This is a genomic window from Sphingobacterium allocomposti, assembly GCF_008124885.1.
Classification (GTDB): domain Bacteria; phylum Bacteroidota; class Bacteroidia; order Sphingobacteriales; family Sphingobacteriaceae; genus Sphingobacterium; species Sphingobacterium allocomposti.
In genome coordinates this window covers 41,292-56,487 of record NZ_VNHX01000002.1, presented here as the reverse complement: position 1 = coordinate 56,487, position 15,196 = coordinate 41,292, and the positions used below count along the sequence as shown (strand labels likewise).

The 15,196-nt window shown below is 48.8% G+C and carries 8 protein-coding genes; 3 read left to right on the top strand and 5 right to left on the bottom strand.

What is annotated here, in order from left to right:
• Nucleotides 1-13 precede the first annotated feature (13 nt).
• The gene (locus tag BC792_RS01880) at nucleotides 14-892 is read right to left on the bottom strand and encodes an energy transducer TonB (RefSeq protein ID WP_148907297.1); all 879 of its coding nucleotides are present in this window, start codon (nucleotides 890-892) and stop codon (nucleotides 14-16) included.
• 156 nt (nucleotides 893-1,048) lie between these two features.
• Nucleotides 1,049-2,050 carry a tRNA (adenosine(37)-N6)-threonylcarbamoyltransferase complex transferase subunit TsaD gene (gene tsaD, locus BC792_RS01875; RefSeq protein WP_148907296.1) on the bottom strand — a complete coding sequence of 334 codons (1,002 nt, stop codon included), beginning with the start codon at nucleotides 2,048-2,050 and terminating at the stop codon, nucleotides 1,049-1,051.
• 72 nt (nucleotides 2,051-2,122) lie between these two features.
• Between tsaD and BC792_RS01870 the strand changes: the two genes are divergently transcribed.
• Nucleotides 2,123-6,484: a translocation/assembly module TamB domain-containing protein gene (locus BC792_RS01870; protein WP_148907295.1), complete on the top strand. Its 4,362-nt coding sequence runs from the start codon at nucleotides 2,123-2,125 to the stop codon at nucleotides 6,482-6,484.
• Nucleotides 6,485-6,599: 115 nt separating this feature from the next.
• On the opposite strand, the gene BC792_RS01865 is transcribed toward BC792_RS01870, so the two are convergent.
• A complete protein-coding gene (locus BC792_RS01865) occupies nucleotides 6,600-6,887 on the bottom strand; it encodes a hypothetical protein (protein ID WP_148907294.1) in 288 nt (95 codons plus the stop codon).
• Nucleotides 6,888-7,086: 199 nt separating this feature from the next.
• On the opposite strand from BC792_RS01865, the gene BC792_RS01860 reads away from it, so the two are divergent.
• Together BC792_RS01860 and BC792_RS01855 are read left to right on the top strand one after the other, a co-directional pair.
• Entirely contained in the window at nucleotides 7,087-10,608 is a 3,522-nt protein-coding gene (locus BC792_RS01860) for a SusC/RagA family TonB-linked outer membrane protein (protein ID WP_148907293.1), read from the top strand.
• A gap of 15 nt (nucleotides 10,609-10,623) precedes the next feature.
• Entirely contained in the window at nucleotides 10,624-11,985 is a 1,362-nt protein-coding gene (locus BC792_RS01855) for a RagB/SusD family nutrient uptake outer membrane protein (RefSeq protein WP_148907292.1), read from the top strand.
• Nucleotides 11,986-12,077: 92 nt separating this feature from the next.
• Here the strand turns inward: BC792_RS01855 and BC792_RS01850 are convergent, their stop codons facing one another.
• Both BC792_RS01850 and BC792_RS18755 read right to left on the bottom strand, forming a co-directional pair.
• Nucleotides 12,078-14,294: a Tex family protein gene (locus tag BC792_RS01850; RefSeq protein ID WP_148907291.1), complete on the bottom strand. Its 2,217-nt coding sequence runs from the start codon at nucleotides 14,292-14,294 to the stop codon at nucleotides 12,078-12,080.
• A 228-nt stretch (nucleotides 14,295-14,522) separates the two neighbouring features.
• Entirely contained in the window at nucleotides 14,523-15,014 is a 492-nt protein-coding gene (locus tag BC792_RS18755; RefSeq protein WP_148907290.1) for a Sec-independent protein translocase subunit TatA/TatB, read from the bottom strand.
• Between the last annotated feature and the right edge of the window lie 182 nt (nucleotides 15,015-15,196).

Sequence of the window (15,196 nt, the reverse complement as noted above, 5' to 3'; positions counted from 1 at the left end):
CCCCCCGAAAAGGTCATAGAGAGCTCAACGTGATGGGTAGTGTATAACTAACCCGCACGGCGCGTCCGTTCTGAACTCCCGGACTCCATCGGGCAGCTTTTCTTAGTACGCGCAGCGCTTCCTCTCCCGTCCCGAATCCTAAATCCCGCACCACCTTCATGTCGGTTAACGTTCCATCCTTTTCTACTACGAACGAAACCACCACGCTTCCCTTAATCTGCTGTTCTAATGCCTTATCTGGATATCGGTAGGTGTGTCCAACCCACCTGATGAACGCCTTCGTGCCGCCGGGAGGCATCGGCATGATCTCCACCGATGTGAAGGGCGCCGATTCCGATGTCCCTCCCCCACCCGGCACGTCGTCTGTCAGTCCGCCGGTGATTGCCCCATGCGCCTTTTTTGGTCCGAATTCACCTTTCGCTACAAAGGAGCCTCCTTTAACAGGTTTAAGCGAAATGCGCGCACTCATCTTATCTTTTAACTGATTGTTCGACACGAGGTCTTCTGTTACCCTATTTGCAGCGGCTATTACGGGTTCTACATAGCACACCAGCTCCTGTGCCGGCGCTACTTCCGAAATCCGCTGAGCAGGACTCTCTGGCATCGGTAGAGGGTCCTCTTTAGCTGGCGGATCGTTTTCAACAGGCATATCCATCGTAACAGACACGACACGTTCAGGCGTAACAGCCCCGACCTCCTTCGGCATTCTATCATATGCTGCTTTCCAGCATACCAACAGCGTCACAACGCTGATAACGGCAAGTAGCGCTTTATTGGTCGCAAGACTAGCATAACACCGCAGGTCATAGGCGCCATAATTTTGATTACAGGAAGAAAAAATGACATCCAGCCATTCCTTCTCATAGATATCCAGCTTATTTTTCCACATCATAGTTTTTGGGGTTTATATTGTTTCTACTATGATGATCGTCTATGAAACTTTCCATAAAAGCTATGGAAACCAGGAGCATCCGGGGGCCCGATCCGGGACCCGGCGCGGCCGTCAGGATAGCATCAGCTACATGCTTGTTCAGGACCGGCTTATCAGCTAAACATGCATGCGCGCCAAGGGCGTAATGTCCTGGCCAACAAATTCCTTTTTGAGAAACTTGTGATATCCGGCAATAGCGATCATGGCAGCGTTGTCCGTGCAATATTCGAATTTCGGGATAAAGACCTCCCATCCGGAGCGCAATCCCATCTCCTGCAACGACTCCCGCAGGCCGGAGTTGGCAGACACCCCACCGGCAATGGCTATCTGGCGAACTCCAGTTTGCAGCGCGGCTTTTTTCAGTTTATTGAGTAAGATAGACACAATGCGGCTTTGCACAGAAGCGCAGACGTCTGCTATATTTTCCTGAAGAAAACGTGGATTTTTCTTTTCCTCGGCTTGCACCATATAAAGAATCGCGGTCTTTAACCCCGAAAAGCTAAAGTTCAGATCTGGAATTTGAGGTTCCGGCAGCTTAAATGAATCGGGGTTCCCCTCTTTCGCGTATTTATCAATCAACGGTCCTCCGGGATACGGTAGATTCAATATTTTCGCAGTCTTATCAAAAGCTTCGCCGGCAGCATCGTCCAAGGTCTGTCCCAGCAACTCCATATCGAAATAATCTTTTACCAATACAATTTGTGTATGCCCCCCCGATACGGTAAGACAAAGAAATGGAAAGGCAGGTCTCGGTTCGTCAATGAAGTGCGCTAAAATGTGCGCCTGCATATGGTTAACATCGATCAACGGCAGCTGACGCGCAAGAGCAAACGACTTCGCGAAAGAAGTCCCCACCAGTAAAGATCCTAATAAACCGGGGCCTCTCGTAAAAGCGACTGCATCTATGTCATTTTTCCGTATTTTTGCCTGCTGAATGGCTTGATCTACTGTAGGAATAATGTGTTGCTGGTGTGCCCGGGACGCTAACTCAGGTACAACCCCGCCATATTTTGCGTGAACAGCTTGACTAGCGATGATATTTGACTTAATTTCACCGTCAATACATATTGCAGCAGAAGTTTCGTCACAGGAAGACTCGATACCGAGAATAACAGCCATGATATTACGATTAATTTAAAGTACAAAAATATCAAAAAAATACTTAAAATAGCGGTCATCACATTCCTTAGCATGCTACTGCTAGTGATAGCGGGGCTTTTTGCCCTGCAGTACTCCTCTGTACAGACCTATGTATCGAAAAAGGTGGCTGCCTATCTAAGTAGAGAGTTACAAACACATATTTCCGTAAGCAGGGTTTACCTCAAACCGTTTCGTTCGTTGGAATTACAGGACATAATCATAAACGACCGGCAAGGAGCCCCATTAATTTCTTCAAAGCGGATCACTGCCAAAATCTCGCTGCGCAAAATATTTGAACAAAAAGTCGAGATTCACCAGGTGACGGTGGAACAGGCTACATTCAACTACGAGATCTACAAAGACAGTGCAAACATCAGCTTCCTCGCAGCCTACTTCACTCCTCAAAAAGAGCAGAAAGATAAAAGTTCACGGCGACTGGAATTCGCGCTTAGCGAAATTAACCTTATCCAGAGCACATTTTCTTTGACAAATCATCAGTCTAAACCCACGGCTGCAGGCGTCGATTTCGGTAATTTGCGGCTGACGGGGATCTCGGGGACATTCACGAATATCCAGCGCACGCCCTCCGCCGTATCGCTCGACATACGAGGTCTCACCTTTAAAGAGCAGAGCGGCCTGTACCTGCGCGAACTGAGTGCCGACTCCTATATCTCAACAGATAAAATGGAATTCGCGAATCTCCGCCTCCGCACCAACCGGTCGACGGTAGGCGACTATCTCGCGTTTTACTACGACCGCTTTTCAGATTTCGGGGATTTTGTCAACAAAGTAAAAATAGAAGGCACGCTGAATGGCGCGTCGGTAGACTCAAGGGACATTGCTTTTTTTGCTCCGGCAATGGAGAAGATTCACTTTTTTACGGTAATAGAGCAGGCATCCGTCAACGGAACGGTGGCACATGCAAGCGCCCGAAATGTAATTTTGAGAACCGGCAGCCACACGGAGCTGAGGGGAGCATTCACCATTGACGGGCTTCCGTTAATCGAGCAGACCCATTTCGATTTTGATTTAGAGAGCCTCCGCACGTCGGCAAAAGACGTGGAACGCCTGGTTCCGGAATTATCCGTCCAGCAATCGTTATCCCTGCCGCAACACCTGCACCAATTCGGTACGCTGGCCTTCGAAGGCCGTCTGTCCGGACTGTATCATCAATTTGATGTTGATGGAACTATCCGGACGGACCTGGGCACCGTACGTACTGTAAGCAATGTCGCCTTTCGCCCCCAGCTCCATTTTCATGGCTCCCTCGAGGCGCCCGACTTCAAGCTCGGCGAGCTAATCAAATCCAAAGACGTAGGTAATACCGCTATTCAGGTTAAGTTCGACGGAAAAGGCAGTAATCCGGACGATTTACATATTTCTACCAATGGCACGCTGCGGGATTTCGTATTCAACAGCTATCGTTACCGTCTCATCGATTTCGAGGGCGAAATAACGAAGGCGTTTGTCTATGCGAGCGGCCAGGTGAACGACGCTAACGCTTCACTCGCGTTCGACGGAGAAATAGACTGGACAGAAGACGAACCAACGTACAGCATCTCGTCAACCATCGACCTGTTAAACCTGAAGCAGCTGAACCTGTTCGACAGGGATAGCATTGTTATCACCGGCTCAAATGTTCAGGCCACACTGCAGGGCAACTCGCTGAACTCCATGAACGGACATATCATCTCGGACCATCTGCATTTCCGCTCTTCCCGGGGGGAGTTCACCATCGGATATGTCGATTTTGAGTCACGTGGCGATGAACGTTCCAAACAGCTTACCATCCAGTCGGAAGTTGTAGATGGCGTCATGTCCGGACAAATAGATTTAAATACCGTCGGCGCCTATTTCGAGTCCCTGGCTATGCGATACGCTCCTGCGATAAACATCCGTCAGCGTCCTTATGAAGCACAAAATTTCGATCTTCAGATCCATATAAAGTCCTTCGAGCCCATATCAGCATTGTTCGACCCACACTTGCGCCTGGAAAGCGGCGCGCGTCTATCTGCTCAATTCTCATCGGCAGATTATACTGCGAAATTTAAAGCATTCAGCCCCGTTGTATCCTACAAAGGCGTAAGGATCAGCAATCTTTCTATGACCGAGGAGGCCGACGACCGGGCTTTTTCTTTAGATGTAACTGCTGACAGGCTTAGCTTCTTTGACTCGACCTACATTGATCGGATACATATAAACAACGTACTGGCCAACGATAGCTTAAGATTCGCCATCTCCATGTCGGAGGAAAAGCGGCCGAACTACCTTAACCTAAACGGTAATATACACTTTGCATATAATAAACCGGCATATATCCGTTTTGAGAAGTCTGACATCGTATTAAACCAGGAACATTGGACAATGAATCAGGATGCGGAGTTGCGGGTTTCAAAAGGCAAATTTTATTTTGACGATCTCCGCCTGACCAGAGATCGGCAAGAAGTGGCACTCAATGGCATACTATCCAACGAAAATGATAACCTGGATATTTCGTTTAAAGATTTTAGCCTCACTTCACTTTCTGGCATTACCAAGCCGCTCGGTATCGATCTCATAGGACACTTAAGCGGAGATATTCGTATACATGCAGCACTCCGGTCGCCTAATCTTTCTGCACATATCTCGACAACACCGATCATTTACAATAATCTTCCCGTAGGGAACCTGACTGTCAACGCAGACTTCGATCCGCAGCATGGCGTTATCCAGCTGGATTCGAGGCTGTCCGACATCGACGGTAAAGGCGTAACCCTAGAGGGGACTTACGATCTACGAGCTACGGAGAATGGGCTGCGGCTCCGCGGGAAGGCCAAAGATGTTGACATCGGTATATTATCGCCGTTTGTCCGCAACCTGGCGCGAAATCTTTACGGCAAAGCAAGCGGCGACGTAACCATCAGCGGGAGCATCCGACAACCGAAGATCAGCGGAACAGCCCAGCTGACCGGAGCTTCATTTATCGTCGATTATCTGCAGACCAGATATGCCGTGGCTAACCAGATGGTCGTAATAGAAGACAACAGCATTGTACTAAACGACTTTAGGTTTACCGACATACATAACACGCCCGCGATAACCAACGGAACCATTAACCTCAATCATCTTAGCGATCCGACACTTCGCCTGCATGTTACTGCTGAGAACTTTCAAATTTTAAATACAGGCCGTAAAGACAACGAGTTATTTTTCGGCAAGGCGTATGCCTCGGGCGACTTTAGATTTCGCGGCCCAGCTTCTGCGATCAACATAGATATCAGCGCCCGGTCCAATGCGAATACAGCTATTACGCTACCCTTTAATTCATCACTGCGGGTCAGCGAAACTGATTTCATCTATTTTGTTAATTCCGATTCTACCCAAAATAAAACGCTTACCAGTAAACGGCTTTTTAAAGGGCTCACGATGAATATGGATCTATCCATAACACCCGATGCGGAGATTAGTCTTGAAAACAACATCGGCTCGTTAAAAAGTACGGGAACCGGAAATATCTCGTTACGGATCTCCAGCTTAGGCGACTTTGAGATGTTTGGCGACTACCATGTATCATCGGGCAAGTTTCACTTTACAGCGCAGGACTTTATTAACAAGTTTTTTGACCTGAAAGAAGGCGGGACTATCCGTTGGGCGGGAAACCCTGCCGAAGCTGTAGTGAACCTCAGCGCCACCTACCAACAACGGACATCCATCGCTCCGTTATATAATGCTGCAGGGCGAACTGAAAACAATAGCCGCATATTAGCACAGGCCGATATGAATCTACGGGGAACGCTGTCGCAGCCTGAAGTATCGTTTGATCTCAATTTCCCGCAAGATCCATATGTCAAGGATGAACTGCAGGGCTATTTTAGTGACCTCAACAATGTGAATCAACAGGCCATCAGTCTAATCGTCCGCCGCAGTTTTACACCCGCTTCGACACAGGAGTTCGGCAGGGAAGTAAACAATACGCTATTATCAGCCGGAACTGAAATAGCCTTTAACCAGTTGAACAGCATTATTTCCCAGTCCCTTAACATGAACTTTCTCGACCTGAATATCCGATCCTTCAACGACGCATCCGCCTCATTACGTTTTTTTGACGATCGCCTCGTCTTAACGGGTGGCGTTAGCGACCGCAGCAAAAATCAGGTGAATGACCTGACTCTTTTTTCCGATCAGATAGCAACCGACGCCGAGATTACGTTCCGTCTGCGACAAGACGGCAACTTGGTACTACGGGCCTATAACCGACTGAACACCCGCAACTTCCTTTTCACGCCATATAGCGACTACATTAGCGCCGTCGGGCTGGTTTATAGACAGGAGTTCAATTCATTATCGGAATTCTGGAGAAAGCTATGGATTTGGAATGAGCGGAAGAGACGCAGCGAAACCAAGCAAAACGAGGATACACCTACCCCACAATAGAAAAGAGAAATAAAGGAGCAACGCATTTGCCATCAGCAGGAATGGACACCTGCGTTTCGAACATTACGCAACTTTCGATAGCGTAACCCGAGGCGTAGCAGGCATTTAACTATTGTTAAACAAGCCGTCGTACGAGCGCCACCCATTCTTCATCCAGGCTTCCGCTAAACGGAGACTCGCCCGCCCTGCTGTACCAATACCGTGCGTTCCACATATCACCTTCCACGCGATGTAAATAGGCATGCACCCGAGCCGACGTCCGGTCGTCCAAGTGATCTATAAGATCATGAGCGCGTTGCCAGTCGCCCCTCCTATCATACCAAAGCGCCTCCTGATGCACTGTTAAGCCATCGGGAATGCGGTCCGCATTATCTACAAGCTCCAAAAATTCCTCATAAGTCATTTACTACCCTTTCTTCTTATGTATTCTTTCCAAAAACCATAACAATAATCTTTTTTTAAATAATTACATACTAATCGCTGTAAAATAAACGTTACCAATAAAGTATTGAAACAAAATTGTTACAATAATCAACTGAACGACGTCGCCTAAACTTTTGTTCGGTGTGTTGGAAATGTATTAAACTTAACTTGATATACGCATGAAACACGCTATCTATGCCATTCCCTTATTACTTCTCACCTCAATTCCGTATTTTTCATCCCTACGCAGTGCAGAGAATAATAGTCTCTCTGGCGAAACCGACTATTCCCGACGGTTTCCCTCCACGCTAACGGCTGGTACTCTTCGCCACGGAAACAATCTACATGCCGTGACCGCGGCACAGGATTCCCTTATAGACATCAAAGGATCCGTCAAGGATGAACAGGGAGCGAATCTCTCCGGAGTCATTGTGTCCGTTAAAGGAGAGTCGGTCACGGCTGTCTCGGATGACCTTGGCGCTTTCGCAATAGAAGCAAAGCCTGACGCTACCCTCATATTTAATAAGACAGACTTTGCCAGACACGAAGAGCCTGTAAATAACAGAAGCGAAATTAACATTATCCTAAAGGTTGCTGGAGCAGACACAGCAGATAGAGAACCTACAGCTGCCGACTCTACGTCAACCAACCGTCCTGCCACTACCGGTTTGGCGAAAAGCGACTCTACCCAAGCCGCTGTTCAGCAGACCAATGCGACAGACTCCGCCGGCGCGGCTCAAAACACGGTTGAAGGGACTGTCAGGGGCGCAAACGGTCCAGTGCCCGGGGCCACCGTATCGGTAAAGGGGCAAGCTATAACTGCCGCTACAGACGATCAGGGAAAGTTCGTCATTCAGGGAGGTCCATCCACTGTCCTTGTATTTAGCGCCGTAGGATATAAAGAATACGAAGAAGCTGTCGCAAATAGAACGACGATCGATGTGCTGTTGAGCAAAGAGTCGCAGACCATTCAGTCAGTAGAGGTTGTCGCGGTCGGATATGGAACCATGGAACGGGCAACGCTGGCCAGCTCCGTCTCCAGCATCGGATCAGATCAGATAGAAAACGAAGTCCTCCCAAGTATACCCCAAGCAATACAGGGCAAGGCAGGTGGAGTACAAGTGTCCCAAAAATCAGGATCTCCGGGAGGCGGTTTAAGCATCCGCGTCCGCGGAACAACTTCCATCAATGCCAGTTCCGACCCCCTATATGTCGTAGATGGTATACCGGTTAACAGTACCACCAACTTCACAGGTGGGTCAAACTTCAACTTCGGCGGCGGCACGCAGGGTATCAACATTCTCTCTTCCCTAAATCCGTCCGACGTACAGTCGGTGGAAGTTCTGAAAGATGCTGCCTCGTCATCCATCTACGGTGCCAGAGCCGCAAACGGCGTTGTACTAATAACGACAAAAAAAGGCGATGCCGGCACGAGTCAGTTTCATTTCAACATGTACGAAGGTTTTTCTCAGATGCCGTCGGAACGCAAGTATAAAATGATGAACACAGCGCAATATCAGGATTACATGCGGGACTATTACCGATTCAGGCAGCAAGACGACCCAACGAGTACGATGCCCGATCAGATTCTGGCAAATCCTGACATCAATACGGATTGGCAGGATGCCATATTCCGTAACGCGGCTACCCGGAGTTACGAGCTTTCCGCCAGCGGCGGAAGTGAAAAAACGCAATATTATACGTCTCTCGGTTATATGCGTCAAGGGGGTATTCTGCTGAATTCCGATTTTAATAGGATAAGCGGCCGTATTAATCTAAACCACCAACATAACGACAAGCTCCACTTCGCGACCGCGATCAATGTCACCCGGGCGGAAAATGACCGCGTTCAGGAAGAGAACTCGAAAGAAGGACCGACAAAATCAGGCTTCTTTATGGCTCCGAACCTACCGGTATTTGACAATAATGGTAATTATGTATACGACCAGGTCAGCTTATCGAAAGAAAACCCTGTCGCCATGCTGGAGCTGCCGGTAAATAATGCTCAAACATGGCGCATCCTGGGAAATGTAAGCGCAGAATATCGCTTTATTCCTTCCTTAGCGCTCAAAACCAGCTTCGGAACGGACATTAGTTTTATCGACGAAACATTCTTTATGCCTCCTAACGGGATCCGTTCGTTTGCCAGTCAGGGAGGGATAGGTGCACGAAGAAATACAAGAGACCAGCTATGGATCAATGAGACTACGTTAACTTTTGATCAAACCTTTGATGATCACCATATTAATGCATTGGGAGGTTTCTCAGTCCAGGAATCCCGGTTAGAGTTCGTTCACGCACAGCGGTCGAACTTCCCGTCTAACGACATTGAGCACATCAATGCGGGAGGCGTGGTAACCGGGGCAGATGCCTATCCGGAAGAATGGGCAATTGCATCTGGTTTTGCGCGGATAAATTACGACTTCAGGAAGAAATATATCGTTACAGCAAATGTACGGGCAGATGGCTCGTCGCGTTTCGGAGCCGACAACCGCTGGGCTACCTTCCCTTCCTTTGCTGCAGCCTGGAGAATTTCGGAGGAGGATTTTATCAACGATCTACCGGCTATCAGCAATTTGAAGCTACGCGCCAGCTGGGGGATCACGGGAAACCAGAATATCGGCAACTACGCAAGCTATTCGCTATACGCGGGTGGAAACAACTACCTCGGAATGCCTGGATTCGTTCCGGCGGTACTCGGGGATAGAAACCTAAAGTGGGAAACAACACGACAAACAGACATTGGAGTAGACATCGGCCTGTTTGGCAACCGGATATCAATCCTTGCAGACTATTATCATAAGAAGACATCAGACCTACTCATCGGCGTTCCCATTTTAACCAACTCCGGTTATGTAAGCCGGTTTACGAACTCAGGAGATATAGAAAACAAAGGATTTGAGTTTGAGCTGACAACACAGAACTTTGTCGGCGAGTTTAAATGGACTACGGCTCTTAATATGACTTTTAACCGCAACAAAGTGCTGGCCCTCCCCCAGGGAGTAGAACGCATATTGGGAGGCGTGGGTAATTTAAACATCGCGCAGGCCGGCCTACCCCTTGGGACTTTCTTTGGCTGGAAGATGATCGGCGTAAATCCCGAAACGGGTCTGATAGACTATGAGGGACAAAATGGCCAGCCAACAACACCAACCAACGATCAGGACCGTCAGATTATCGGTGATCCAAATCCTGATTTTTTCGGCGGTATCACCAACACGTTTCAATACAAGAATTTCGATTTAAGCATCATGGGACAGTTTTCCTATGGCAACGACATCTTTAACTATAATCTAGCGACGGGCTTGGAAGGCTATAACGCCAGTTCCAACGGTTTTGTAGACTGGGTAGACCGCTGGCGGCAGCCGGGAGATATCACCGACGTCCCCCGCCCCACTCCGGGCAGTCTCGACAACGGAGCCATATCCGATCGGTTTGTACAGGACGGTTCCTTTTTCCGGCTACGCAACATTACGCTTGGCTACTCGCTACCCAAAAGTTTAACGGACAAGATGAAGGTGAGCAGGCTTCGTGCTTACGTCACCGTACAGAATGCATACGTGTTTACGAATTACCGCGGATTCGATCCGGAGGTGAGCTCCAGCCATGGAGGTGCCAACACAGGCCTCATCTACGGTTACGACTACGGCAGCTACCCGCAGCCACGAATTTTTACAGCAGGTGTTAATTTGTCATTTTAATAAACAGGAGATCCTATGAACACGATATATAAACTATTTCTTTTCGGCCTACTCGCGAGCGTAACAGGATGCGATAGCTTCCTTGATCGGGAGCCTCTTAATCAGGTAACAAACGATAACTACTTTAACTCAGAAACAAACGCTAATGCGGCTGCGGTAGGAATGTACCGTACAATGACCAGCTCGTTTAATTACGGCCAGAGCATGATCATTGTTCCAGAGTTTTCAGCAAATCATGTATCGCACTCTTCCGCCTTCCCGGAATATGAAAACTTCAAAACGCACGAAGTAACAGCGATAAACCCGTGGATTGCAAACATGTGGCAAGGGGCTTATACAACAATTAATGCTGCCAACAACATCATTGCGAGAGTCCCAGAAATGGAAGAAGGCAGCATAACGGATGAAAAACGTGATCAGTTTATCGGTGAAGCAAAATTCGTCCGTGCTTTGCATTACTTCTTTTTAGTACGCGCCTTCGGCGCCGTTCCGCTAAAGTTGACTCCCACCACAGAAGAAGAAAATATTGCCATTCCGCAATCCGGCCCCGAAGAAATCTACGAACAAATTGTTACAGATCTCACCGAAAGCATGGAACAGCTCCCCGATGCCCACGAGACTTCGGATGCGACGAAAGGCCGTGCAACAAAAGCGGCCGCTCAGGCACTTCTGGCTAAGGTGTATCTTTATATCGCCGCTAGAACCGGAGACTACAGACCGGCGGCCGAAACCGCAAAAGCCCTGATAGCGTCGCAGATGTTTCAGCTAGTCAGCGATTTCCGCAGCATCTGGGAGACGGAAAACGCTGCTGAGTCGATTTTTGAGCTCCAATTTGACGACCAGACTACCAATCCGCTCGCGGCTGTCGCCAACGACAACGCCAGTATGCTTTTTTACGCGAAAGACAGTACGGTGGCCGATATTTTCGACGAAGAGGATCGGCGTCGGAGTTTCTCTATCGTTAAAGGATCCAGAGACCGCTATTACATCGGAAAGTTCCCGAACGCAAATCCGCCGAGTCAAAACCTCCCGTTACTGCGTCTCGCTGAGATTTTGCTAATACATGCGGAGGCCGAGGCCCGGTTAAACAACGCAGTTACCGACGAGGCCTTTAACTCGCTGAAACAAGTGTTAGACCGCGCGGGGACAACCAAGGAAAAAAGTGAATTCGCCAATGTCGAAGACTTTGTGAGATTCGTGCAGGAAGAAAAAGAAAGAGAATTACTGTTCGAGGGCGAAACGTGGTTTGACCTCTCCCGTACGAAACTCGCGCTGCAGAAGTACCCCACGTTAACAAGTGAAAATAGCTTGGTTTATCCAATACCATCGTCGCAGATTTTATTAAACCCCGCTTTGGAACAAAACCCGGGTTATTAAAGCAAAACGGCGCACTAGAATGCGGTGGATCTGTAGATACTTGTTTTTAACAAAAAAAGAGCAGCGGTGCTGCTCTTTTTTTGTTAAAGGAACTATTTGAACTTGCTCGCCAATGCCGCAAGTTTGGTTGCCATATCTGATTCTGTCCGTTGACGCCCGCTCGTCTTTTTAGGCTGGCTACGTCCTTCTTCTGTCTTCATTGACAGACCGATCCGATTTCTACGTTCGTCGATCTCCGTCACGGTGACCATCACTTTCTGCTGCACCTTAACAACCTCGTGCGGATCGGCAACATAACGGTTGGCCAGCTGACTTAAATGGACTAGACCATCCTGGTGCACACCAATGTCAACAAAAGCCCCGAAGTTCGTTATGTTCGTTACAATCCCGGGCAATTTCATACCGACGCGCAGGTCTGCGATGCTGTTCACCCCATCGGTAAACTTAAACTCTTCAAATTGTTCCCGCGGGTCGCGCCCCGGCTTGGACAACTCGGAGATAATGTCGTTAAGCGTTGGGATACCAACCTCGTCCGAAACATACTTACGGACATCTATCTGCTTGCGAAGCTGCTCGTTTGTCAATAAATCCCGCACATCAACCGACAAATCTTTGGCCATCTGCTCCACGAGCGTGTAGCGTTCAGGATGGACGGCGGAGCCGTCCAAAGGATGTTCGCCATTGCGGATGCGAAGAAATCCCGCAGCCTGCTCAAATGCCTTGTCGCCCAGACGTGGCACCTTTTTCAATTCCCGACGTGATCGGAAGGGTCCATTCGCTATCCGATAATTGACAATCTGTTGGGCCAGTGCCGGCCCAAGACCCGAAACATAGGACAGTATCTGCTTGGAAGCGGTATTCAACTCGACTCCCACGGCATTTACACACGATATCACGGTGTCGTCTAACGCCGTCTGCAGCTTGCTTTGATCGACATCATGCTGATATTGTCCAACGCCAATGGATTTCGGATCTATCTTCACCAGTTCCGCTAGCGGATCCATTAGGCGACGTCCAATAGACACGGCTCCCCTCACCGTAACATCTTGATCAGGAAATTCCTCCCTTGCTACTTCAGATGCCGAGTAAATAGACGCTCCCGACTCGTTCACCATGACGATGGTAACGCCATTAAGATCGAGCTTCCGGACAAATTCCTCGGTTTCGCGCCCAGCAGTGCCGTTACCAATGGCAATCGCTTCAATTTTATACTTGTCAACGAGATGCCTGACGGTCTTACCCGCCTCAGACGCCCCTCCTCCCCCGGTATGTGGATAGATGGCGGTATTTTCCAGCAAATTACCCTGCCCATCTAGGACGACAGTCTTACATCCCGTGCGAAAGCCCGGATCAATGGCTAATAGTCTCTTCTGTCCTAAGGGGGCGGCCAACAATAGCTGCCGAACGTTATCTGCAAACACGCGGATCGCTTCTTCGTCGGCCCGTTGCCGGGTGAGTACCCGCACTTCCGTTTCCATAGAAGGTTTCAACAAGCGCTTGTAACTGTCCTGCAACGCCTGTTTAATATGTCCTGCAGCACCGTTTGATGCTTTAATATAGCGCTTTTCGAGCATAGGCAGAACCTTTTCTTCCTCCACGGCGATATCCAGGTAAAGCATTCCTTCTTTTTCGCCCCGCCGCATGGCCAACACCCGGTGCGATGGCGCGTCTTTTAAGGGCTCAGACCATTCGAAATAGTCTTTATACTTTATAGCTTCCTCTTCCTTTCCCGGTACCACACGGGATACGAACTGCGCCTGCTCCAGGAATATCTTCCGCGTCCGCGTACGGACGTCCAAATCTTCCGAGATATGTTCGGCTACGATGTCCCGCGCACCCGCCAACGCTTCTTCCACCGATGAGACACCCTTTTCGGCATCCACAAAACCGGCAGCAATCTCTGTTGGGTCGGTATTCTCTTGCAGCAGCAGCTGCTCAGCAAGAGGTTGCAACCCTCTTTCGCGGGCTACCGACGCACGGGTTTTCCGCTTTGGCTTATAGGGGAGATAGATATCTTCCAGGATAGCCATCGTTGCCGCATCGCTTATCTGCTGCTCTAGCTCACCCGTCAGCTTACCCTGATCGGCAATCGACCGCAGGATAGCCTCCTTCCGCTTATCGAGGTCGCGCAGTTGTTGCACCCTATCGCGGATACTGGTTATCTGCACTTCGTCGAGGCTTCCCGTCAGCTCTTTCCGGTAGCGCGCAATAAAGGGAACAGTGGCGCCGTCATCTAATAGTTGCATGGTGGTCGCCACCTGTCGGCTATTGATCCCCAGTTCTTGCGAAATAATAATTTCGTATGCCATATAAGATATAAAGTGATATAAAAAAGAATGTGTGTCTAAAAGAGGCGGATATGGTGTCATCATTTTGGCCGCCGGACGGGGTGGGACGTCTACAAAGGATAGCATACGGTAGCAAGCGTGCGCATTACCCTTACATAACCTCAAGTCTTCCCCCCAGCGAAGATACTTCACCAGAAAGTTACGGTATCTTTTAGACGGTGAATTTCCGGTTTAATGCTTTAACAAAATTTACGCCTTTTTGGTGTCTTCGCCAGCAGCGTCTGTGGAATCGATCTTTTCAGCTTCCTCTCCGGATCCAGAAGCAAAGTGGTCGTTGTATCCGTATTTATAGTGCTGACCTTCGTCGGTGGGCTGTTCTCCTGGATTATGTTGCACGGTATTTTCCGGTGTCGAAAACTGCGGGAACGTTGTTTTCTCTTTCGGCTCTTCCTCCTCGCTGCTCCGCTCTTCAGGTGTTTCCGCAACCTCATCCGCCGTATGCTCTACGTAGCGGGGAGTTTCAACCTTATCATCAACAGTTACGTCTAAGTCTTTTTCGAAATTATTTATCTGATCGGATATCTCCCGCTTTATCCCTTCTGAAGCATCCTTAAATTCGCGAATACCACGTCCTAACCCTCGGGCCAATTCGGGAAGTTTCTTTCCGCCAAACAACAGCAGAATAATGATGACTATAAATACCATCTCCTGCGTACCAATATTCAAAAATCCTAAGGTCATTTCTACTTCTCCTTTTTGTAATAACTATCCGACTAAGGTAAGCCTAAATTTACTTTTCCTCCAAATTCTGGTGTAAATATTTGGTAACAATTTGACAATGGCCGCACCGTTGATCCCCCGGAATGTTAATTTATTGACGGATGACAATCTCAGCGGAAGGATTTCCTATCTTTGCCCGTTTG

Bases quoted from the DNA above. Each gene is read 5' to 3' on its own strand.
- BC792_RS01880 (WP_148907297.1), bottom strand. From the start codon at position 892: ATGATGTGGAAAAATAAGCTGGATATCTATGAGAAGGAATGGCTGGAT.
- tsaD (WP_148907296.1), bottom strand. From the start codon at position 2,050: ATGGCTGTTATTCTCGGTATCGAGTCTTCCTGTGACGAAACTTCTGCT.
- BC792_RS01870 (WP_148907295.1), top strand. From the start codon at position 2,123: ATGCTACTGCTAGTGATAGCGGGGCTTTTTGCCCTGCAGTACTCCTCT.
- BC792_RS01865 (WP_148907294.1), bottom strand. From the start codon at position 6,887: ATGACTTATGAGGAATTTTTGGAGCTTGTAGATAATGCGGACCGCATT.
- BC792_RS01860 (WP_148907293.1), top strand. From the start codon at position 7,087: ATGAAACACGCTATCTATGCCATTCCCTTATTACTTCTCACCTCAATT.
- BC792_RS01855 (WP_148907292.1), top strand. From the start codon at position 10,624: ATGAACACGATATATAAACTATTTCTTTTCGGCCTACTCGCGAGCGTA.
- BC792_RS01850 (WP_148907291.1), bottom strand. From the start codon at position 14,294: ATGGCATACGAAATTATTATTTCGCAAGAACTGGGGATCAATAGCCGA.
- BC792_RS18755 (WP_148907290.1), bottom strand. From the start codon at position 15,014: ATGACCTTAGGATTTTTGAATATTGGTACGCAGGAGATGGTATTTATA.